This window comes from Burkholderia sp. Ax-1724, assembly GCF_011752995.1.
Taxonomy (GTDB): domain Bacteria; phylum Pseudomonadota; class Gammaproteobacteria; order Burkholderiales; family Burkholderiaceae; genus Paraburkholderia.
Genome location: NZ_VWWL01000023.1, coordinates 123,228 through 143,886, shown reverse-complemented (window position 1 = coordinate 143,886; position 20,659 = coordinate 123,228). Strand labels below are relative to the sequence as shown.

Below are 20,659 nucleotides of genomic sequence, written 5' to 3'. Positions count from 1 at the left end.
AGCGGCGGCCGTGCGGCCATCGGCGGTTCTCAGCCAGCCGGCCGGCGCGACCGGCTCGGCCGGCACGAAAGGCGAGCCTGCCTTACCAGTATTGAGCGCGTGGGCCTGGGATTGCGCCTGAGTTTGTGCTTGAGTTTGTGTTTGAGGCTGTCCTTGCGGCTGCTTTTGAGATTGCGTCTGCGTCGGCATCGGCGCTTGTGCCGCTGCGTGTGCCGGCATCTGTGTCTGCATCGACGAACCCTGCCGCGGCGGCGCCATCGCGCCCGTGCGCAACACTGGCTCGATCTGTTTCGCCGGGCCACGCGCCGTATCCGCACCCGCGCGCCAGCCGCCCGAGCCGGAACCCGCGCCTCGCGCGGCGGTATCCTTGCCGGACGCGGCGCCCGCTGCGGCAGCCGTTCCCGCCGCGTTGCGGCCGCTCGCGGGCGGCCGCCAGATCGTCGGTCGCGCGTAGCGGCCCCGCGTGGTTTTCGGCGCCATCGTGTTGGTGGCCGGCGACGCATGCGAGGGCGCGGCCTCGTCGACGCTGCGGTGGCGGCGCGCTTCCTCGTCGCGCTTCGCGAGTCCGCGCGACAGGCCGAGGCCGAACGCGCCGTCGGCCCATTCGACGACGTCGCGCCAGCGGAAATCGACGAGCCACGGCAGGCTCACCACGAACAGCGCGAGTGCCGCGAGCGGCGTGCCGATATGGCCGAGCAGACGGCCGGGCCCCGCAGCCAACGCATGGCCGAAACCGTTGACGCCATCCATGCCGATCAGCGACGCCTCGAGCGTGCAGCTGGCGATCAGCACGCAAACGAAGCCGAGCCACAGGCGGATCGTGCCGGGGCCGCGCAGCCCCACGCCGCCCGGCAGCACCGACTTCACGAGGCGCCACAGAAGAGGAAGAAACCAGACGGCCGACCCGCCGAACCAGCCGAAAACTACCGTGTGCATACCAGACATCTACGTATGACGGAGCGCGCGCAAGCGCAACCCGTCGAGTTTAAACCGGCGAAGCCCGCGGCTTCGAAGGCCGGCGCAAGTCTGCTTGCGTCGAACGGGATCGCGGACCGGCAAGCGGTCCGCGATCGGGAAAATACTGTTGCGGCTGCGGCGAGCTTCGCGCCTCGCAAGGAGCGTCGCGGCTCCGCATGCATGTCGGCCTGGGGTGGCCGGCGCCTGGCCAGGCAACGCCGTTCGATCCGCGCGGCGGCGATGCGTTCCATCGCGTCGATCGCGAGACGAACCGCTGTACCAACTACGGCATGAACGACGGCACCAACCGCGCGGCAAAGCGCAACGCGCACCGTAAGGCAAACTGCAACACGAACCGTGACGTGATCCATCAGGCGATCCATCACGCGAACGAGGCGCGCTTTGCTCGTCACCGTCACTTGCCGTCGCTGCGATCGAACACGAGCGTCGCGCCGTCATCGAGGATCAACTGCATCTGTTGCGGCGGGCGCATCTGCACGCCGGTGCGATCGATGTGCGCGAGCGCGTAGAGGAACGGCTGTTCGATCTCGCCGCCCGGCGAGGCGCACGCCATGCGCGTGCCCGCGAGCGGACCCAAGCTCAGCTTGCCGTCCTTCAGCATGTACGGGCCCATGAAGCGGTTGCAGCCGGAAAAGCCGCTTGCGTGCCGCTTGCCGCCTTCGGTCGACAACGTCAGCGTGAGCGGCCCCTGATCCTGCGACGGAATTGCGCGCGCCGTGCCGTCCGCCTGCTTCCACGCGCTGAGCGTCCAGCTCGTGTTGTCGAGCAGCTGGGCGGCGGCGGGATTGAACGGATCGGGCGGCGGCGCCGACGTGTCGGGATGCTTCGGCATCGCGCACGCGCCGAGCAGCGCGGCAATGCTCAACGTGGCAACGGCCGTGCGCAGACACGGGGTGAAGCGCGCAAGCCGTCGCGGGCTGGAGCGGGTGAGCATGGGCGTCGTTCTCTTCAAACAGGCGAAGGCGTAAGGGTAACGTACTAAGCTGGCCGTGCGCGAGCAAAGACGCGCGGCGAGGCGCCGGATCGATAGGGCGGCGCCTCGCCCGCGCCGGACGCCCGCACCGCGGTTCCCGTCGCGCGGCAGCAGCCCCGCGAGCGCCGCGCGGCAAGGGGCCCGCATGTTAACATCGCGTCCTGTTCAATCCCACCCTCATCCGACTTTTTCTGGAGACCCCATGCAGATCGGCCAACGGATCGGCACGCCCCTTTCTGAATCCGCGACGCGCGTCATGCTGCTCGGCGCCGGCGAACTCGGCAAGGAAGTGATCATTGCGCTGCAACGGCTGGGCGTCGAGGTGATCGCCGTCGACCGTTACCCGAATGCGCCGGGCCATCAGGTCGCGCATCGCGCGCACGTGATCGACATGACCGACCGCGCCGCGCTGCGCGCGCTGGTCGAACAGGAGCGCCCGCATCTGATCGTCCCCGAGATCGAGGCGATCGCCACCGACGAACTCGCCGCGATCGAAGCCGAAGCGCTCGCCGAGGTGATCCCGACCGCGCGCGCGACGCAACTGACGATGAATCGCGAAGGCATCCGCCGCCTCGCCGCCGAGGAACTGGGCCTCGCGACTTCGCCGTATGCGTTCGCCGATTCGCTCGACGAACTGCGCGCAGGCATCGCGACGGTCGGTTACCCGTGCGTCGTGAAGCCGGTGATGTCGTCCTCGGGCAAGGGGCAGTCGGTGCTGAGGAGCGACGCCGACGTCGAGCCGGCCTGGCAGTACGCGATGGCAGGCGGTCGCGTGAATCACGGCCGGGTGATCGTCGAGGGCTTCATCGACTTCGAATACGAGATCACGCAGCTGACCGTACGCGCGATCGATCCCGCGAGCGGCGCGGTCGGCACGTATTTCTGCGATCCGATCGGCCACGTGCAGGTTGCCGGAGACTATGTCGAATCGTGGCAGCCGCAGCCGATGAGCGCGCTCGCGCTCGAACGCTCGCGCGAGATCGCGCACAAGGTGACGGCGGCGCTCGGCGGCCGCGGCCTGTTCGGCGTGGAACTTTTCGTGCGTGGCGACGACGTATGGTTTTCGGAAGTGAGCCCGCGTCCGCATGACACGGGGCTCGTCACGCTGTGCTCGCAGCGCTTCTCGGAGTTCGAGCTGCATGCGCGCGCGATTCTCGGTCTGCCGGTCGATACGTCGCTGCGCGCGCCGGGTGCGTCGGCGGTGATCTACGGCGGCCGCGACGAAGCCGGCATCGCGTTCGAAGGCGTCGCGGCGGCGCTGGCGGTGCCCAATGCGGACCTGCGCCTGTTCGGCAAGCCCGAGAGCTTCGTCAAGCGCCGCATGGGCGTTGCGCTCGCGACCGGCGAGACGATCGACGAGGCGCGTTCGCGCGCGAAGCAGGCTGCGGCGGCGGTGCGGCCGGTGTCGGCGAAGTAGAGGGGTAGGCGGGGCATCGAGGCGGGCTGCTGCGAAGCGAGGCTTTGAAGCCAGGTGTCGAAGCGCGGCGCGGCGGTTTGCAAAACCCCCGGGATGCCCGATCGAACACGGTGCGCGGCATGTTCGCCGTGCGCGATCCGAATGATCGACGCAAGCAGGCTCGTCGCATGGCCCGGGCTCGTCGACGTGGAAAATCCGAAGCAGAGGAACACATGGCAGTCGAATCGCGCAGTATTCCGTGGCGCCGCAGGGCTCGCCGACTCGGTGCGCTCGGCGTGCTGTTCGCGCTGTGTGCCGGCATGAGCGGCTGCGGTCTCGCGGCCGCGCCGTGCCGCGTCGCATCGGCGGGGCTGAAGATCGTGCCGCTGGTCGGGCACGTCGCCGCCGCGCCGACCGACGCCTGCGCCGACGCGATCGATCCCTGAGCAGGCCGCGGCCGTCGAGCCGCGCTGCGCCGGTCGGTGCGGGGCCGAAACACGAACCTGGCGTGGTCCGCTTGAGGCCGTGCCGGGTTCGCGGCAACATCCACGGCAACTTCACGGCAACAATCGAGGTGTTCGATGAAGACATGGCTCGTTGCGGTTCTCTCGCTGATATCGACGGCCCTCGCGCTCGCGCCTCATGGCGGCGCATGGGCCGCGCCGCTGCGGTTCGGCCAGATCGAGGGCAAGAACCATCAGACGAACAAATACACGTGCGCGACCGGCAAGATTCTGCAGGTTACCTACTGGAACGCGCAGAACGGACAGAGCTTCGCCGTGCTGCCCGTGAAGGGCACGTCGATGCTCTTCGTCAACACGCTCTCGGGGTCCGGCGCGAAATATCAGGCCGGCAGCTATACGTGGTGGACCAAGGGCCCGCGTGCCGATCTGTATGACGCAATGAACGGTGAAAACGCGCCGCCGGTGCTGTCCGACTGTGTGACCGTGGTGCGCTGAACGTGGTGTGCTGACCGTGGACGGCATGCGGCGCTCGTTTCCGCTCGGGCCGGGCCGTCCGCGGTCGTCTCGTGCGTTGCCCGCTGCGCGCCTGCGCGCACGGCTTCGCCGATTGCTTCGCGCGCGCCCATGGCGTCTTCCCGCTACGGGCTTTCGCGGCCCTCATCCCTGTTGTCCCGCCTTGCCGTCCCGCGCGGCGCGCGCCGCGCGGCCTTGCCTGCACGCGCGCGTCATTGCCTCTCGAGTAGTAAGCTGTCCGGCGTGGCATTCGCCATGCCGTCCGCCATGCCGCGCGCGAGGCGCTGTGCGGCATGCGCGTTGTGCGTGTTGTACGCGGCCGTCGTTGTCGTCTTCGATCGTCCGTTTTTGGCCCCGAACTTCGGCCCCTAACCGCGGAGCCAACTGCTGAGCCCGCTGGGCCCGGCCTGCGGCCCGTCGCCGTTCCATCAAGCGAGACCCTTAATGAAAGCATCGGACCTGTTCGTCAAGTCGCTGGAAGCCGAAGGTGTCGAGTACGTGTTTGGCATTCCCGGTGAAGAAAATCTCGATCTGCTCGAGTCGCTGCGGCGCTCGAAAATCCGTCTGATCCTCACGCGCCACGAGCAGGCGGCCGGCTTCATGGCCGCCACCTACGGGCGCCTCACGGGCCGCACGGGCGTGTGCCTGTCGACGCTCGGCCCCGGCGCGACCAACTTCGTGACTGCCGCCGCCTACGCGCAGCTCGGCGGCATGCCGATGCTGATGGTCACGGGCCAGAAGCCGATCAAGTCGAGCAAGCAGGGGCACTTCCAGATCGTCGACGTGGTGCGCATGATGGAGCCGCTCACCAAGTACACGCGGCAGATCGTGTCGATCGGCAATATTCCGGCGACGGTGCGCGAGGCCGTGCGCCGCGCCGAGGAGGAGCGTCCCGGCGCCACGCACCTCGAACTGCCCGAGGACGTCGCGCATGAAGAGGGCGACGGCAAGCCGATTCCGAAGAGCTACAGCCGCCGTCCGGTTGCCGAGGAAAAGGCGGTCGCGCGCGCGGTCGAGGCGATCACGGCCGCGCAGCATCCGCTGCTGATGATCGGCGCGGGCGGCAACCGCAAGACCACGACCAAGATGCTGCGCGAATTCGTCGACCAGATCGGCATTCCGTTCTTCACGACGCAGATGGGCAAGGGCGTGATCGACGAATCGCATCCGATGTGGCTCGGCAACGCGACGCTCTCCGACGGCGACTTCGTGCACCGCGCGATCGAGCACGCGGACTGCATCATCAACGTCGGCCACGACGTGATCGAGAAGCCGCCGTTCTTCATGCGCAGCGGCGAGGCGGGCGAGAAGACCGTGATCCACGTGAACTTCCTCGGCGCCGAAGTCGATCCGGTGTATTTCCCGCAGATCGAAGTGGTCGGCGATATCGCCAACGCGGTGTGGCAGTTGAAAGAGCGCCTGAGGCAGCGCCAGGAGCATTGGGACTTCACGCGCTTCAAGGAGATCAAGGAGCACTTCGAGGCGCATCTCGTGAAGGGCCAGCACGACGACCGCTTTCCGATGTACCCGGTGCGGATCGTCAACGACGTCTACGAGACCACGCCGGTGGACGGCATCGTCTGTCTCGACAACGGCATGTACAAGATCTGGTTCGCGCGCTACTACCGCGCGCACGAGCCGAATTCGCTGCTGCTCGACAACGCGCTGGCCTCGATGGGCGCGGGGCTGCCGTCGGCGATCGCGAGCAAGATCGTGCATCCGGACCGCAAGGTGATCGCCGTGTGCGGCGACGGCGGCTTCATGATGAACTCGCAGGAGCTCGAAACGGCGGTGCGCCTGAAGCTCGATCTCGTGATCCTGATTCTGCGCGACGACGCGTTCGGCATGATCCGCTGGAAGCAGGAGAACATGAACTTCCCCGACTACGGCATGACGCTGGCGAATCCCGATTTCGTCGCCTATGCGCAGAGCTATGGCGCGCAGGGGCATCGCATCGAGGCGGCCGAGCAGTTCGCGCCGCTCCTGCGCGAGTGCTTCGCGACGCCGGGCGTGCATGTGATCGACGTGCCGATCGACTACTCGGACAACGAGCGCGTGCTCAATCGCGAGATCAAGCGGTTGTCCGCGCGGCTGTAAGCCGCGGTGCAGCCAGGCCGCGCATCGACGCCGCGTGCCGGCACTGTGTATCGACTCCAGGAGAACCCGACATGTTGCAGAAGACCTACCCGTACTACCTCGCCAACGAGCCGGTGGCCGCCAACACCGATCTCGACGTCACCGACAAATTCAGCGGCGAAGTCGCCACGCGCGTGGCGATGGCCGACGCGGCCGCGATCGATAAGGCGATCGGCCTCGCGGTCGAGGCGATGCCGGCCATGCGCGCCTACCCGCCGTTCAAGCGCCAGGCGGTGCTCGAACACTGCGTGACGCGCTTTCGCGAGCGCTACGACGAACTCTCGCTCGCGCTGTGCATCGAGGCGGGCAAGCCGATCAACGATTCGCGCGGCGAGGTGACGCGCCTGATCGATACGTTCAAGGTGGCCGCCGAGGAAAGCGTGCGGATCGACGGCGAGATCGTCAATCTGCAGATTTCGCCGCGCGCGAAGGGCTATCACGGCTATGTGAAGCGCGTGCCGATCGGGCCGTGCTCGTTCATCTCGCCGTTCAATTTCCCGTTGAACCTGACCGCGCACAAGGTCGCGCCGGCGATTGCGGCGGGCGTGCCGTTCGTGCTGAAGCCGGCGAGCCGCACACCGGTCGGCGCGCTGATCATGGGCGAGATTCTCGCGGAAACCGATCTGCCGAAAGGCGCGTTCTCGATCCTGCCCGCGCATCGCGACGGCGCCGACCTGTTCACGACCGACGAGCGCTTCAAGCTGCTGTCGTTCACAGGGTCGCCGGCGGTCGGCTGGGAGCTGAAGCGCAAGGCCGGCAAGAAGAAGGTGATTCTGGAACTGGGCGGCAACGCGGCCGCGATCGTCGACGGCGATCAGGGCGGCAAGCTCGACTACGTAGTCGAGCGGCTCGCGTTCGGCGCGTTCTACCAGTCGGGGCAAAGCTGCATCGGCGTGCAGCGGATTCTCGCGCATGCGAGCGTCTACGACGCGTTGCGCGAGAAGCTGATCGCGAAGACGAAGTCGCTCGTGATGGGCGACCCGAAGAACGAGAAGACCTTCGTCGGGCCGATGATCTCCGAGTCGGAAGCGAAGCGGCTCGCCGGCTGGATGGAGGGCGCCGTGCAGGCGGGTGCGCAGATCGTCGCGGGCGGCAAGGTCGACGGCGCGATGTTCGAGGCGACGCTGCTCGAAGGCGTGCGGCGCGACACCGATCTGTATCGCAAGGAAGCGTTCGGGCCGGTCGCGATCCTCGAGCGTTTCGACGACTTCGAAGCGGCGCTCGCGCAGGTCAACGACAGCGACTTTGGCCTGCAGGCCGGCCTATTTACCGATTCGCTCGCGCATGCGCATCGCGCGTGGGATGCGCTCGAAGTGGGCGGCGTGGTCATCAACGACGTGCCGTCGTTCCGCGTCGACAACATGCCGTATGGCGGCGTCAAGGATTCGGGGCTCGGGCGCGAGGGCGTGCGCTACGCGATCGAGGACATGACCGAGCTGCGCCTGATGGTGATGCGCGAGACGTGGTGAGCCGAACTCAGCCGGCGCGAGGACGATGGGCGCGGGGGCGGTTGCGCTGTCATGCAACTGTCGCCCGCGCGCGTTACGCTGCGAGCGCGGCGGGCACGGGCGATTTTGCAGTGTGTATCGTTTTCGGTGGTTGCCTGCGCAGCGATTTCCGCCGCGCGCCGCTCGCGAAACGGCAGGCGAGATGGGCGCGCGCGGTGGCTGCAAGGAGCGCAGGCTCCCGCCGCCTGAGCAGAAATCCGCCGTTCGCGCCATGAGTGTTTTTGCTGAAGTGCTACAATACCGGCCTTTCGGCGGGGGTTCCCGCCGGCCGGAGCCGGCCGCATTGTCCGAACTCTGACGGGTCCCGTGCGGAACGCCGTGGCTCCGCCTTCATCCTGATGCCCGCCGCGGTTGCGACCGCTGCCGCGCGCATTGCGCCAGGCGCATTTTTAGCGAAAGCCACCATGTCCGACACAGCCGTCACGCCCAGCACCGAGACTTTTGATCAATTCGGCCTCGCGCCCGACATCCTGAAAGCCATCAAGGAATCGGGCTACACCACGCCCACGCCGATCCAGGCGCAGGCGATTCCCGTGGTGATGGCGGGCCGCGACGTGATGGGCGCGGCGCAAACCGGCACCGGCAAGACCGCCAGCTTCTCGCTGCCGATCATCCAGCGCCTGCTGCCGCAGGCCAATACCAGCGCTTCGCCGGCGCGCCATCCGGTGCGCGCGCTGATCCTCACGCCGACGCGCGAACTCGCCGACCAGGTCGCCGCGAACGTGCACGCGTACGCGAAGCACACGGCGCTGCGCAGCGCGGTCGTGTTCGGCGGCGTCGACATGAACCCGCAGTCCGAGCAACTGCGCCGCGGCGTCGAAATCCTCATCGCGACGCCGGGCCGCCTGCTCGATCACGTGCAGCAGAAAACCGCCAACCTGGGCCAGGTGCAGATGCTCGTGCTCGACGAAGCCGACCGCATGCTCGACATGGGCTTCCTGCCTGACCTGCAGCGCATCCTGAACCTGCTGCCGAAGGAGCGTCAGACGCTGCTGTTCTCGGCCACGTTCTCGGGCGAAATCAAGAAGCTGGCCGCGACCTACCTGCGCAACCCCCAGACCATCGAAGTCGCGCGCAGCAACTCGACCGCCACCAACGTCACGCAGATCGTCTACGAGGTCGCCGAGGGCGACAAGACCGGCGCGGTCGTGCAGCTGATCCGCGAGCGCAGCCTCAAGCAGGTGATCGTGTTCTGCAACAGCAAGATCGGCGCGAGCCGGCTCGCGCGCTCGCTCGAACGGGACGGCGTGGTGGCGACCGCGATTCACGGCGACCGCTCGCAGAGCGAACGCATGCAGGCGCTCGATGCGTTCAAGCGCGGCGAAGTCGCGGCCCTCGTCGCGACCGACGTCGCGGCGCGCGGTCTCGACATCGCCGAGTTGCCGGCCGTCATCAACTTCGACCTGCCGTTCAATGCCGAAGACTACGTGCACCGGATCGGCCGCACGGGCCGCGCGGGCGCGTCGGGCGACGCGCTTTCGCTGTGCAGCCCGAACGAGCGCAAGCAGCTGGCCGACATCGAGAAGCTCATCAAGCGTCCGCTCGAATTGCAGCGCCTGACCGTCGATGCGCCGGTGCGCCATCATCACGAAGACCGCCCGCCGCGCCGCGATCGCAGCGAGGCACGCGACGAGCGCAGCCGCCGCCGCACGGGTGGTGCGTCGGGTTCGTACGACCGGCCGCATCATCATCGCGCGCAACCGGTCGACGATTTCTTCCTGAAGCCGTATGAGCCGTCGCCGGCTTCGGTGCGCAAGGTCGAAGAGAGCGCGGCGTCCGATGCGGCGCCGCAGAAGCAGGCGCCGAAGCGGCAACTGGCGGCGCTGCTCGGCGGCTTCGGGATGCCGCGGAAGACGCCTTCGTCGTCGTAAGGCGAGTTGCGCTTGCGCTGCCGTACCGGGGCTTGCCGTTGCGCGAATCTCGCGAATCCCGTGAGTGACCGGCAGCATGTTGCAAGCGTTTGCAGCGGCTGTGCTTCGAATTTCGTGCTCCCGCGCGCGACGCATGTTACGCGTGCCTCAGGCCGATGCCCTCACCCCACCTTCATCCGTTTGACCCATGCCGCCGTCGCGGCACGATAGAACTGCTCGAGCGTCGTGGGCGGTTCGCCGCCGAGGTCGAGTTCCAGATGCCGCGCCGCCGCGCCTAGCGCTTCGAGCGGGTTGGCGCTGTCGAGCGCGGTCGCGCCGTTCTGCTTGCTCAGTTTCTCGCCGTGTTCGTTCGCGACGACCGGCACATGCAGATACCCGGGCGTCGCCACACCGAGACAGCGTTGCAGATAGATCTGCCGCGCCGTCGAATCCAGCAGGTCCGCGCCGCGCACGACGTGCGTGATGCCCGCGTCCGCATCGTCCACTACCACCGCGAGTTGATAGGCCCACTGGTCGTCGGCGCGACGCAGCACGAAATCGCCGGCTTCGGTCGCGAGATTCTGCGTCTGCCGGCCTTGCCAGCGGTCGTCGAATTCGATCACGGCGGCCTTGCCGTCGGGCACGCGCAGACGCCATGCGCGCGCCGGCTTGCCGTGCAGCCCCGTGCGGCAGGTGCCCGGATAGGCGAGCGTCGTGTTGCGCGCGTGCGCGTTGAGCAGCGAATCGGCGATTTCCTTGCGCGTGCAGCCGCACGGATAGACTAGGCCGCTGGACTTCAACAGGTCGAGCGCCTGCTGATAGCGCGCCATGCGCCGGCTTTGCCAGATCGGCGTTTCGTCGGCGCGCATGCCGAAGCGTTCGAGCGTCGCGAGGATGTCCTCGGCGGCGCCGGGCACGGTGCGCGGGCCGTCGATGTCCTCGATGCGCACGAGCCACGCGCCGCGATGCGCGCGCGCATCGAGCCAGCTGGCGAGCGCGCCGACCAGCGAGCCGAAGTGCAGCGGGCCGGTCGGCGACGGCGCGAAGCGTCCGCGATAGGTCATGATGAGCGGGGCAAGGGGTTGGCGGATGACGGCGTCAGCGCCCGGGCGCGGCCGCTGGCGGGGACGTCAGGGCACGTTGGGACACAGCGTGACCGGTCGGCCATGCCGCGGCGCACGCGCGGGCAGTGGCCAGGCCCATGCCCGACGGCGCACGCCGTTTGCGGCGACTTGCGTCTGCCATGCGCGCTTTGCCATTTGCGTTTGCCATTGACATCCGCGATCCGCATCGATTACGCGGCCGTGCCGTCCGGATGGCACGCCGGGCACGTCTTGCCCGCCACGTACAGCGGCGATTGCTGCTGTTCGGGCGTGACCACCGCGCGGCAGCCGAAGCACTGCGCGGTCGCGGTCGGTTCCAGTTGCGGATTGAGCGCGGTGCGATAGTCGAACACGAAGCAGTCGCCGTGATAATGCGCGCCGCCGACTTCCTCGAAGTACTTCAGGATGCCGCCTTCGAGCTGGTACACGTTCTCGATGCCGACGTCCTTCATATGGATCGCCGCTTTCTCGCAGCGGATGCCGCCCGTGCAGAACGACACGACCGTCTTGCCTTCGAGGTCGGCGCGATTTTTTTCGATCACCTCGGGGAATTCGCTGAATTTCGCGATGCGATAGTCGAGCGCGTTGTCGAACGTGCCGACGTCGACTTCGAACGCATTGCGCGTATCGAGCATCACGACCGGACGGCCTGCGTCGTCGTGACCGCGATCGAGCCAGCTTTTCAGCGTGGGCGCGTCGACAAACGGCGCGCGGCCGAGCTCCGGGCGGATTGCCGGCTTTTTCATCGTGATGATTTCGCGCTTGAGCTTGACGAGCATGCGCGTGAACGGCTGCTTGTCCGACAGGCTTTCCTTGAATTGCAGATTCGCGAACTTGCCTTCGAAGAGGGCGTCGTGGCGGAGGTAGTCGATGAACGCGTCGGTGTGCTCGCGCGTGCCCGCGACGAACAGGTTGATGCCTTCCGGCGCGAGCAGGATGGTGCCGCGCAGGCCGAGCGCATTGCAGCGTTCGGTGACGAGCGGGCGCCAGGCGGCGGTGTCTTCGATGGTCGCGAATTGATACGCGGCGAGATTGACGATACTCATGTGTGTTCAGCGGTAAAAATGGCCGGCGTGGCAAAGGGCGGAGCGGCTGGCGGTGGGTTGCGCCGCGGGCGTTGTCGGGCCGGCGTCGTGCCGGATCGGGCCCGTGTTCTCGCGCGCTGGCAGCCACGTCGAATGAGGCGAAACCGTTATTATCCCTCAAGCCGGCGGTTTCCCCGACCTGGCCGAATGGCCAGGTGTTTGCTTTGGCGCAAACGCCGCGCGTTATGGCGAGCGGCACTGCAAAATCCCGCGCGTATCGTCACGAGCGTGGTCGTTGGGCGGCCCGAAGCGCCACGGCGCCGCGCCCGCGCGCCCATGCTGCCGGCCATGCCTTGGCCGAATGGCTAACGCGCCGCTTTGGGCTGAAATCTGCGGAATGGTGGAGTTACAATGTCGCCCATGTCAGATCCCCGCTTCGTTCATCTCCGCGTTCACTCCGAATTCTCGATTGCCGACGGCATCGTGCGTCTCGACGACATCGTCGCGGCGGCGGCCAAAGACGGTCAGGGCGCGCTCGCGCTCACCGACCTCGGCAACGCGTTCGGCCTCGTCCGTTTCTACCAGGAAGCGCGTGGCAAGGGGGTCAAACCCATTGCCGGCTGCGACGTCTGGATCGCCAATCCGGACGACCGCGACAAGCCTTCGCGTCTGCTGCTGCTGGTCAAGGACCGCGGCGGTTACCTGAACCTCTGCGAACTGCTCAGCAAGGCGTCGCTCACGAACCAGTACCGCGGCCGCGCGGAAATCGAAGCCGGCTGGCTCGAATCCGGGCTCGGCGAAGGGCTGCTCGCGCTGTCGGGCGCGCAGCAGGGCGACATCGGTCTCGCGCTCGCGGCCGGCAACGTGGAAGCGGCGAAACGCAACGCGCAGCATTGGGCGAAGGTGTTCCCCGACGGTTTCTATATCGAGTTGCAGCGCTGCGGCCAGCCGGGCGGCGAGCAGTACGTGCAGCAGGCGGTCGCGATTGCGGCGTCGCTGAAACTCCCGGTGGTCGCCACGCACCCGATGCAGTTCATGACGCCGGACGACTTCACCGCGCACGAAGCGCGCGTGTGTATCTCGGAAGGCGATATTCTCGCGAATCCGCGCCGCCAGAAGCGGTTTACCGACGAGCAGTATTTCCGCACGCAAGAAGACATGGCCGCGCTGTTCGCGGACATTCCCTCGGCGCTCGCCAACACGGTGCAGATCGCAAAGCGCTGCAATCTCACGCTCGAACTCGGCAAGCCGAAGCTGCCGCTCTTTCCGACGCCCGACGGCATGTCGCTCGACGACTACCTCGTGCAGCTCTCGAAAGAGGGCCTCGAAAAGCGCCTCGAACAGCTTTATCCGGACGAGGCCGAGCGCGACGCGCAGCGCGCCACGTACTACCAGCGCCTCGAATTCGAGTGCGGCACGATCATCAAGATGGGCTTTCCGGGCTACTTCCTGATCGTCGCGGACTTCATCAACTGGGCGAAGAACAACGGCGTGCCGGTGGGCCCGGGCCGGGGCTCGGGCGCGGGCTCGCTGGTCGCTTACGCGCTCGGCGTGACCGACCTCGATCCGCTGCGCTACAACCTGCTGTTCGAGCGTTTCCTGAATCCGGAGCGGGTGTCGATGCCCGACTTCGATATCGACTTCTGCCAGCACGGCCGCGATCGCGTGATTCAGTACGTGAAGGAGAAATACGGCGCGAACGCGGTGTCGCAGATCGCCACCTTCGGCACGATGGCGGCGAAGGCGGCGGTGCGCGACATCGGCCGCGTGCTCGATCTCGGCTATATGTTCACCGACGGCGTCGCGAAGCTGATTCCGTTCAAGCCGGGCAAGCACGTCACGATTGCCGACGCGATGAAGGAAGAGCCGCTGCTGCAGGAGCGTTTCGACAACGAAGACGAAGTGCATCAGCTGCTCGAACTCGCGCAGCGCGTGGAAGGCCTGACGCGTAACGTCGGCATGCACGCGGGTGGTGTGCTGATCGCACCGGGCAAGCTGACCGATTTCTGCCCGCTCTACACGCAGGGCGACGAAAGCGGCGTCGTGAGCCAGTACGACAAGGACGACGTCGAAGCGGTCGGCCTCGTGAAGTTCGACTTTCTGGGCCTCACCACGCTGACCATTCTCGACTGGGCCGAGCGCTATATCCGCCGGCTCGATCCGTCGAAGCAGGACTGGTCGTTGGCCCAGGTGCCGCTCGACGATCCCGCGTCGTTCTCGATCCTGAAGAAAGCGAATACGGTCGCCGTGTTCCAGCTGGAAAGCCGCGGCATGCAGGGCATGCTGAAGGACGCGCAGCCCGATCGCTTCGAGGACATCATCGCGCTCGTGGCGTTGTACCGTCCGGGCCCGATGGACCTGATCCCGAGCTTCTGCGCGCGCAAGCACGGCCGCGAGGTGGTGGAGTATCCCGACCCGCGCGTCGAACCTGTTCTGAAAGAGACCTACGGCATCATGGTCTACCAGGAGCAGGTGATGCAGATGGCGCAGATCATCGGCGGTTACTCGCTCGGCGGCGCCGACCTGCTGCGCCGCGCGATGGGCAAGAAGAAGCCCGAGGAAATGGCCAAGCACCGCGAGATTTTCGCGGAAGGCGCGGCGAAGAACGGCCTCACGCGCGAGAAGGCGGACGAGACCTTCGACCTGATGGAGAAGTTCGCGGGCTACGGCTTCAACAAGTCGCACGCGGCCGCCTACGCGCTGCTCGCGTATCACACCGCGTGGCTCAAGGCGCACCATCCGGCCGAATTCATGGCGGCCAATATGTCGCTCGCGATGGACGACACGGACAAGGTCAAGATCCTGTTCGAAGACTGCCTCACGAACAGGATGGCCGTGCTGCCGCCGGACGTGAATCTGTCGGCGTATCGCTTCGAGCCGGTTGCCGAGGCGGACGGCAAGCGCTCGCGCACGATCCGCTACGGTCTCGGCGCGATCAAGGGCAGCGGCCAGAACGCGATCGAAGAAATTCTGCGCGCGCGCGAGGAAAGCCCGTTTATCGACATCTTCGATTTCTGCAATCGCGTCGATCGCCGCATCGTCAATCGCCGCACGGTCGAGGCGCTGATTCGCGCCGGCGCGTTCGATGCCCTGCACGCGAATCGCGCGCAGCTTATCGCGTCGGTGTCGCTCGCGATGGAAGCGGCCGAGCAGGCGAGCGCCAATGCGCTGCAAGCGGGCCTGTTCGACATGGGCGACGCGCCGTCGCAAGGCCATGAACTTGTCGACGAAGCCGAGTGGCCGGAAAAGAAAAAGCTCCAGGAAGAAAAGGCCGCGCTCGGCTTCTACCTGTCGGGCCACCTGTTCGACGCATATAAGGACGAAGTGCGCCGCTTCGTGCGCCAGAAGATCGGCGAGCTGAAGGAAGGGCGCGACAAGCTCGTTGCCGGCGTGATCGTGTCGCTGCGCACGCAGATGACCCAGCGCGGCAAGATGCTGATTGCGTTGCTCGACGACGGCACCGGCCAGTGTGAAGTGACGGTGTTCAACGAAGTCTTCGAAGAACACAAGCAGCTTTTCAAGGAAGACGAACTGCTCGTCGTGCAGGGCATGGCGCGCAACGACGCGTTCACGGGCGGCATCCGCTTTACCGTCGACACGGTTATGGATCTCGGCCGCGCGCGTTGCCGTTACGCGGATTCGGTCAAGGTGCAGATGAACGGCAACGCCGATGCGCTGGCGTTGCGGCGGGTGCTCGAAGCGCACTGCGCGGGCAAGGACGAGCCGGCCGCGGCCGCTGCGCCGGCGGCTGCCGCACGTGGCAACGGCGGCGGCAACGGCGGTGGACGCAACGGTGGACGAGGCGGCTTCGGCGGCGACAACGGCCGGCAGCCGGTGCAGATTCCGAACGGACTCGCGGTGCAGGTCGTCTATCGCAGCGAGAATGCGCAAGGCGAAATGCGCCTCGGCGACGCATGGCGCGTGAAGCCGACCGACGAACTGCTCGCCGCATTGCGTGGCGAGTTCGAGGGCAGCTCGATCGAGATCGTTTATTGATCGATGGTGGTGGTTTTGCGCGTACGGTTTATCCGGGCGGGCAAGACCTCACTGGATGGTCTCAGGCTACGGCGGGCGGGTCTTCGCGATGCGAATCTGTCTGCGACGAGTCTCGGTTGTATTGCGCTGAGTACCGGCGGCGGCAGATAGCGAAATGCAGCGGCAAGCAAATGCAAAAAACAAAAGCAGCCGCCATCGTCGCGCAGAATCGGCACAAAGGCCAAAGGCGGTCCGTCATCCAACGGCCGCCTTTTTTATCGCCGCCTAGCGTCCGCCCGTTTTCTCCAGGTGCGCGAGCTTCAGAAACCGGTAGTACACCGTTTCGGCATTGAACAGGGCGATCATGAAGCCCGCGCGGCCGTCCAGAAAACCGCGCCGCAGCAGGTAGGTCCGCACGAACGCCCACAAGCCGCGTCCGAGCGCCTTGCCGAAGCTGCCGCGCTGTTCCGCTGCATAACGCTGTCGCGCACCGGCCGTCGAATAGGCGTCGAGCTTGCGCAGCACGCTCTCGTAGTCCTCGTACGAGTAGTGCATGAGCTTGCCGGTGAGGCGTTGCGCGGGCGTGTCGAACACGAGGCGCTCGTGGACGAGGTCGTCGGAGAAGCGCGCGCGGCCGCGTTTGAAGAGGCGCGGAATCCAGTCCGGATACCAGCCGCTGTGGTGAACCCAGTGGCCGCAGAAGCTCGACAGGCGGTCCACCGCATAGACGTCGGCCGTGGGTGCCGCGAGCGCCGCGCGAATCGACGCGGCCAGCTCCGGCGTGACGATTTCGTCGGCATCGATCGACAGGACCCAGTCTGTCGCGAGCGCATCCACCGCGCGGTTTTTCTGCGGGCCGAAGCCGGGCCAGTCCGTCTGTTCGATTACGCGGGCGCCGTGCGCGCGGGCGATCCCGGCCGTGCCGTCGGTGCTGCCGCCGTCGATCACGACGATCTGGTCGGCGAAGGCCAGCGCCCGCAGGCATTCGGCCAGCCGCGCCGCCGCGTTCCGGGTGATGATGGCGACGCCGAGGGTGGTTTCTTGCATACCTGAGTTCGTGAGGGACGACATGACGGAGCGGGCTACGCATGCGGGCCGGTTGCGTTCGCGTATCCATACCCGTATCGGCGCACGGCCGTGCTTGCCGGATCGAGCGAGCCCGAACCCGAGCCGGAGAGGCAGCGCACGATACACAGCCTCGGGCGAATCCGCGAGCCCGCCGACGGGCAACGAGGAGCAACGAGGAGCAACGGGCAGCGAGGAGTATACACAGCCCATCCGGCCCCACACCAGCGCACCGGCCCGTCAACCCTTGCGTGCATCCGGTCGCGCGCGGTGCACCGGCCATCATCTGCGAGCGATTACAATGCTCTCTTTTAATATTTCGCGCGGCGGCAACGCCCTGTGCCGCGTGTTCGCTGTTCCGCATTTCCAGAGGATTCCTTGAGCGCGAAGCCAACGTTAAGCAAACCCATGGGTTCAGGCGATGCGTCGTCGCCGGCCGTCGTCATGCGCCGCCTGTGGCCGTTCATCAAGCCGCTGCTGTGGGTCGTGGTTGGCGCGATTGTCGCGATGGCGGTGAGCGCCGGCACCGACGCCGCCATTCCGGCGCTGCTCAAGCCGCTGCTCGACAAAGGCTTCGGCTCCCATGCCATCGACAAGACCAAGTGGCTCGTGCCGGTCGCCGTGATCGGCCTTGCGCTGATCCGCGGCGTCTCGCAATATGCATCGGGCTATCTGCTCGCCTACGTGTCGAACAAGATCCTGCTCGAACTGCGCCTGAAGATGTTCGACCGCATGATCCATACGAGCGTCGCTTTCTTCCAGCGCGAAACCGCGAGCACCGTCATCAACGCGATCGTCTTCGAGGTCAACCAGATTCTCAACGTGCTGCTGAGTGTGATGGTCACGCTCGTGCGCGATTCGCTGACTGTGATCTTCCTGCTCGGCTATCTGTTCTATCTGAACTGGCGCCTGACGCTGATTGTCGCGGTGCTGCTGCCGGGCATCGGCTGGCTGGTCGGCAAGATCAATCGCCGGCTGCGGCGTCTGAACCGCGAGCATCAGCTGCTCACCAACGAGCTGTCGTATATCGTCGAGGAGACCGTGGGCGGCTACAAGGTCGTCAAGGTGCATAATGGCGAGCAATACGAGACAGACCGCTTCACGGCGATGAGCAAGCGCCTGCGCGGCTACGCCATGCGCATGACCGCCTCGGGCGGCCTCGCGCAGCCGTTGACGCAGTTCCTCGCCTCGATCGCGCTCGCGGTCGTGATTACGATCGCGGTGGTGCAGTCGTCGTCGGATCAGACCACGGTCGGCGGCTTCGTCGCGTTCGTCACGTCGATGCTGCTGATCATCTCGCCGCTCAAGCATCTGATGGACGTGAACCAGCCGTTGCAGCGCGGCATGACCGCAGCCGAGCTGATCTTCGGCCTGATCGACGAGCCGGCCGAGCCGGAAGGCGGCGGCCAGCCGCTCGAGCGCGCGCGCGGCGAGGTCGAATTCCGCGACGTGTCGTTCTCGTACGGCGCGAACGCCACGCATAGCCGCCACACGCTCGACCAGGTCTCGTTCAAAGTCGCGCCGGGAGAGATGGTCGCGCTCGCGGGGCCGTCGGGCAGCGGCAAGACCACGCTCGTGAACCTGCTGCCGCGCTTTTTCGATCCGACCGGCGGCGCGATTCTGGTCGATGGCGTCGCGCTGCCCGACTACGATCTGCACGCGCTGCGCAGCCAGATCGCGATGGTGAGCCAGGACGTCGTGCTGTTCAACGACACGATCGCGCACAACGTCGCCTACGGTCAGGAGGTCGACGCCGACAAGGTCAAGGCGGCGCTGCGCGCGGCCAACCTGTGGGACACCGTGCAGTCGATGCCGCAAGGTATCGAAACGCTGGTCGGCGACAACGGCATGATGCTCTCGGGCGGCCAGCGCCAGCGTCTTGCGATTGCGCGCGCGATCTACAAGGACGCGCCGATCCTGATTCTCGACGAGGCGACCTCGGCGCTCGATTCCGAATCCGAACGCCACGTGCAGGCGGCGCTCGAAACGCTGATGAAGGGCCGCACGACGCTCGTGATCGCGCACCGTCTTTCGACGATCGAGCGCGCCGACCGCATCCTCGTGATGGAAGCGGGGCGGATCGTCGAGCGCGGCAGCCACCGCGAACTGCTGGCGCAGGACGGGTTGTACGCGCATCTGCATCGCATCCAGTTCCAGCAGAGCGCGGCCTGATCCAGGGTGTTTGAGCGGCGCGCGCCGGCGCGCGTGTTCGCGTCGCGTGGCGCTGGTCGCATTCGTGATGAACCGCCGCGCCAGCGGGACCTTGATCCGCACGGCGAAGATGCTGAGGCGCTTGCGGCGCAGCGTGCCGGGCATCGGCGCCGAGATGCTGCCGCCGGGAATCGAGCGGCGTTCGGCCTCGGCGCTATGGCGCGGCCTCGCTGTTCAGCCTTGCTATTCAGCCTCGCTTCCCACGCACGACGCGCTTGAGCCAGATCCCCGGCGCATACACCGCTGGGCAGCTCGCATACAGAAACATACGGATACGCAGCCCGAGCTTCACGCCGGCGCCGCGTGTCAGCAGCGCGACACGCTCGCCGAAGCTTCGCGCCTCGAACATCGCCGCGATGAACCGTTCGCGCGCGAGCTTCGGCGCCATCGCGGCGCGCATGCGCTCGCCGAGGCCGGCGACGTCCGCGTCGCGCTGCAACTGCGCGAGTTCGGCGAGGCCATAACGATTGCTCTGGCGCATCCGCGCGATCAGTTCATCGACCGACCGGTAGCGGCGTTTGCGCGACAGCCCGCCGCGCCGGTAGCGCACGAGCGGCTCGCGCAGGCTGATCGCGCCACCCGAGAGGATCGCGCGCAGCACCATGATCTGGTCTTCGGCCGCGGCGCCCGGCAGCATCGGCCCGAAGCGCTCGAAGAGCCGCCGCGACCACGTGTGCGCCGCGCCGATCAGCCACGGGCGGCCGGCGAGCCAGTCGTCGAAGCTGCGATAGCGGTCGAGTTCGTCCGGGCTCACGCGCTCGTGCACGTGGCCCGCTTCGTCCATGTCGGCGAGATCGGTGGCGATCAGGTCGGGGCGGCGCTCGTGGGCGAGCCAGCAGTCGACCACGCGCTCGCAGCGCTCGGGCGCGGACATGTCGTCGCCCGCCGCGACGAACAGCAGCTCGCCGTGCGCCATCAGGGCGAGCTGCGACAGGTGCGCGCTGATGCCCTGGTTGACCGTGTTGCGCCGGGCGATCACGCGATGCGGTCCGGCGTAGCCGGCGAGCGCCGCTTCGATCGCGGTGAAGGTGGCGTCGCTGGACGCATCGTCGGACACGATGATTTCGAGCGGCTCGTAGGTCTGCGCGAGCGCGCTGCGCACGGCATCGCCGATCTGCTGCGCCTGGTTGTAGGCGATCACGAGCATCGAGACGAGCGGGCGCGCGGTGTTGGAGGCGGATGTGGCGGACATGCCGGATTCATCTGCCCCGGCGGGCCCGCCGGTCGGGACGCCGGCGTTGGACGCACCCGACGCGGAGGGCACGTCGGGCGTATCAGGCGCATCGGGTCCATCTGACGCACCCATGCCCGACGCCGCGAACCGCGCGGGCGCGTCGGACGGGTCCGGCGGATCAGACAGGGAAAACGAGGCGGGCGGCAGGCTGTCGGTCATGGAGTCGAAGCGGAAGCGATTGGCCTAGATTCTAGCCGTTGGCGGCCATGCCGCGCGACGCGGGCGGCT

General features: G+C 66.9%; 13 protein-coding genes and 1 pseudogene. 8 read left to right on the top strand and 6 right to left on the bottom strand.

Features of this window, described 5'->3' with window-relative positions; genetic code table 11:
• Positions 1-936: pseudogene (locus tag F3J19_RS25655) on the bottom strand (hypothetical protein); the annotation flags it as partial.
• A 436-nt stretch (positions 937-1,372) separates the two neighbouring features.
• Complete coding sequence (locus F3J19_RS25650) at positions 1,373-1,912, bottom strand: META domain-containing protein (protein WP_167047989.1); 540 nt, start codon at positions 1,910-1,912, stop codon at positions 1,373-1,375.
• A 241-nt stretch (positions 1,913-2,153) separates the two neighbouring features.
• Between F3J19_RS25650 and purT the strand changes: the two genes are divergently transcribed.
• The 6 genes from purT to F3J19_RS25620 all read left to right on the top strand — a co-directional run bounded on the left by purT (position 2,154) and on the right by F3J19_RS25620 (position 9,839).
• A complete protein-coding gene (gene purT / locus F3J19_RS25645) occupies positions 2,154-3,368 on the top strand; it encodes a formate-dependent phosphoribosylglycinamide formyltransferase (RefSeq protein WP_167047986.1) in 1,215 nt (404 codons plus the stop codon).
• A 212-nt stretch (positions 3,369-3,580) separates the two neighbouring features.
• On the top strand, positions 3,581-3,793 hold the full coding sequence (locus F3J19_RS25640) for a DUF6726 family protein (RefSeq protein ID WP_167047983.1): 213 nt from the start codon (positions 3,581-3,583) through the stop codon (positions 3,791-3,793).
• A gap of 135 nt (positions 3,794-3,928) precedes the next feature.
• On the top strand, positions 3,929-4,306 hold the full coding sequence (locus F3J19_RS25635) for an MliC family protein (protein WP_167047980.1): 378 nt from the start codon (positions 3,929-3,931) through the stop codon (positions 4,304-4,306).
• Positions 4,307-4,768: 462 nt separating this feature from the next.
• Positions 4,769-6,421: an acetolactate synthase large subunit gene (locus F3J19_RS25630; protein WP_167047977.1), complete on the top strand. Its 1,653-nt coding sequence runs from the start codon at positions 4,769-4,771 to the stop codon at positions 6,419-6,421.
• Positions 6,422-6,492: 71 nt separating this feature from the next.
• Entirely contained in the window at positions 6,493-7,929 is a 1,437-nt protein-coding gene (locus F3J19_RS25625) for an aldehyde dehydrogenase family protein (RefSeq protein ID WP_167047974.1), read from the top strand.
• A 443-nt stretch (positions 7,930-8,372) separates the two neighbouring features.
• A complete protein-coding gene (locus tag F3J19_RS25620) occupies positions 8,373-9,839 on the top strand; it encodes a DEAD/DEAH box helicase (protein WP_167047971.1) in 1,467 nt (488 codons plus the stop codon).
• 161 nt (positions 9,840-10,000) lie between these two features.
• On the opposite strand, the gene gluQRS is transcribed toward F3J19_RS25620, so the two are convergent.
• Both gluQRS and F3J19_RS25610 read right to left on the bottom strand, forming a co-directional pair.
• Positions 10,001-10,882 (bottom strand): tRNA glutamyl-Q(34) synthetase GluQRS, encoded by an 882-nt coding sequence (gene gluQRS / locus F3J19_RS25615; RefSeq protein WP_167047968.1) that lies wholly within the window; start codon positions 10,880-10,882, stop codon positions 10,001-10,003.
• Positions 10,883-11,112: 230 nt separating this feature from the next.
• Positions 11,113-11,967 (bottom strand): sulfurtransferase, encoded by an 855-nt coding sequence (locus tag F3J19_RS25610; RefSeq protein ID WP_167047963.1) that lies wholly within the window; start codon positions 11,965-11,967, stop codon positions 11,113-11,115.
• 390 nt (positions 11,968-12,357) lie between these two features.
• Here F3J19_RS25610 and dnaE point away from each other — a divergent pair, with 390 nt between their 5' ends.
• On the top strand, positions 12,358-15,942 hold the full coding sequence (dnaE, locus tag F3J19_RS25605; protein WP_167047961.1) for a DNA polymerase III subunit alpha: 3,585 nt from the start codon (positions 12,358-12,360) through the stop codon (positions 15,940-15,942).
• Between the two features lie 264 nt (positions 15,943-16,206).
• On the opposite strand, the gene F3J19_RS25600 is transcribed toward dnaE, so the two are convergent.
• A complete protein-coding gene (locus F3J19_RS25600) occupies positions 16,207-16,968 on the bottom strand; it encodes a glycosyltransferase family 2 protein (protein ID WP_167047959.1) in 762 nt (253 codons plus the stop codon).
• Between the two features lie 396 nt (positions 16,969-17,364).
• Here F3J19_RS25600 and msbA point away from each other — a divergent pair, with 396 nt between their 5' ends.
• A complete protein-coding gene (msbA, locus tag F3J19_RS25595) occupies positions 17,365-19,158 on the top strand; it encodes a lipid A export permease/ATP-binding protein MsbA (protein ID WP_167047956.1) in 1,794 nt (597 codons plus the stop codon).
• A gap of 226 nt (positions 19,159-19,384) precedes the next feature.
• Here the strand turns inward: msbA and F3J19_RS25590 are convergent, their stop codons facing one another.
• Positions 19,385-20,389 carry a glycosyltransferase family 2 protein gene (locus F3J19_RS25590; RefSeq protein ID WP_167047953.1) on the bottom strand — a complete coding sequence of 335 codons (1,005 nt, stop codon included), beginning with the start codon at positions 20,387-20,389 and terminating at the stop codon, positions 19,385-19,387.
• Positions 20,390-20,659 lie beyond the last annotated feature (270 nt).

What these genes read in the sequence shown, in the direction of transcription:
- F3J19_RS25650 (WP_167047989.1), bottom strand. Translation starts at nt 1,912, where the DNA reads ATGCTCACCCGCTCCAGCCCGCGACGGCTTGCGCGCTTCACCCCGTGT.
- purT (WP_167047986.1), top strand. Translation starts at nt 2,154, where the DNA reads ATGCAGATCGGCCAACGGATCGGCACGCCCCTTTCTGAATCCGCGACG.
- F3J19_RS25640 (WP_167047983.1), top strand. Translation starts at nt 3,581, where the DNA reads ATGGCAGTCGAATCGCGCAGTATTCCGTGGCGCCGCAGGGCTCGCCGA.
- F3J19_RS25635 (WP_167047980.1), top strand. Translation starts at nt 3,929, where the DNA reads ATGAAGACATGGCTCGTTGCGGTTCTCTCGCTGATATCGACGGCCCTC.
- F3J19_RS25630 (WP_167047977.1), top strand. Translation starts at nt 4,769, where the DNA reads ATGAAAGCATCGGACCTGTTCGTCAAGTCGCTGGAAGCCGAAGGTGTC.
- F3J19_RS25625 (WP_167047974.1), top strand. Translation starts at nt 6,493, where the DNA reads ATGTTGCAGAAGACCTACCCGTACTACCTCGCCAACGAGCCGGTGGCC.
- F3J19_RS25620 (WP_167047971.1), top strand. Translation starts at nt 8,373, where the DNA reads ATGTCCGACACAGCCGTCACGCCCAGCACCGAGACTTTTGATCAATTC.
- gluQRS (WP_167047968.1), bottom strand. Translation starts at nt 10,882, where the DNA reads ATGACCTATCGCGGACGCTTCGCGCCGTCGCCGACCGGCCCGCTGCAC.
- F3J19_RS25610 (WP_167047963.1), bottom strand. Translation starts at nt 11,967, where the DNA reads ATGAGTATCGTCAATCTCGCCGCGTATCAATTCGCGACCATCGAAGAC.
- dnaE (WP_167047961.1), top strand. Translation starts at nt 12,358, where the DNA reads ATGTCGCCCATGTCAGATCCCCGCTTCGTTCATCTCCGCGTTCACTCC.
- F3J19_RS25600 (WP_167047959.1), bottom strand. Translation starts at nt 16,968, where the DNA reads ATGCAAGAAACCACCCTCGGCGTCGCCATCATCACCCGGAACGCGGCG.
- F3J19_RS25590 (WP_167047953.1), bottom strand. Translation starts at nt 20,389, where the DNA reads ATGTCCGCCACATCCGCCTCCAACACCGCGCGCCCGCTCGTCTCGATG.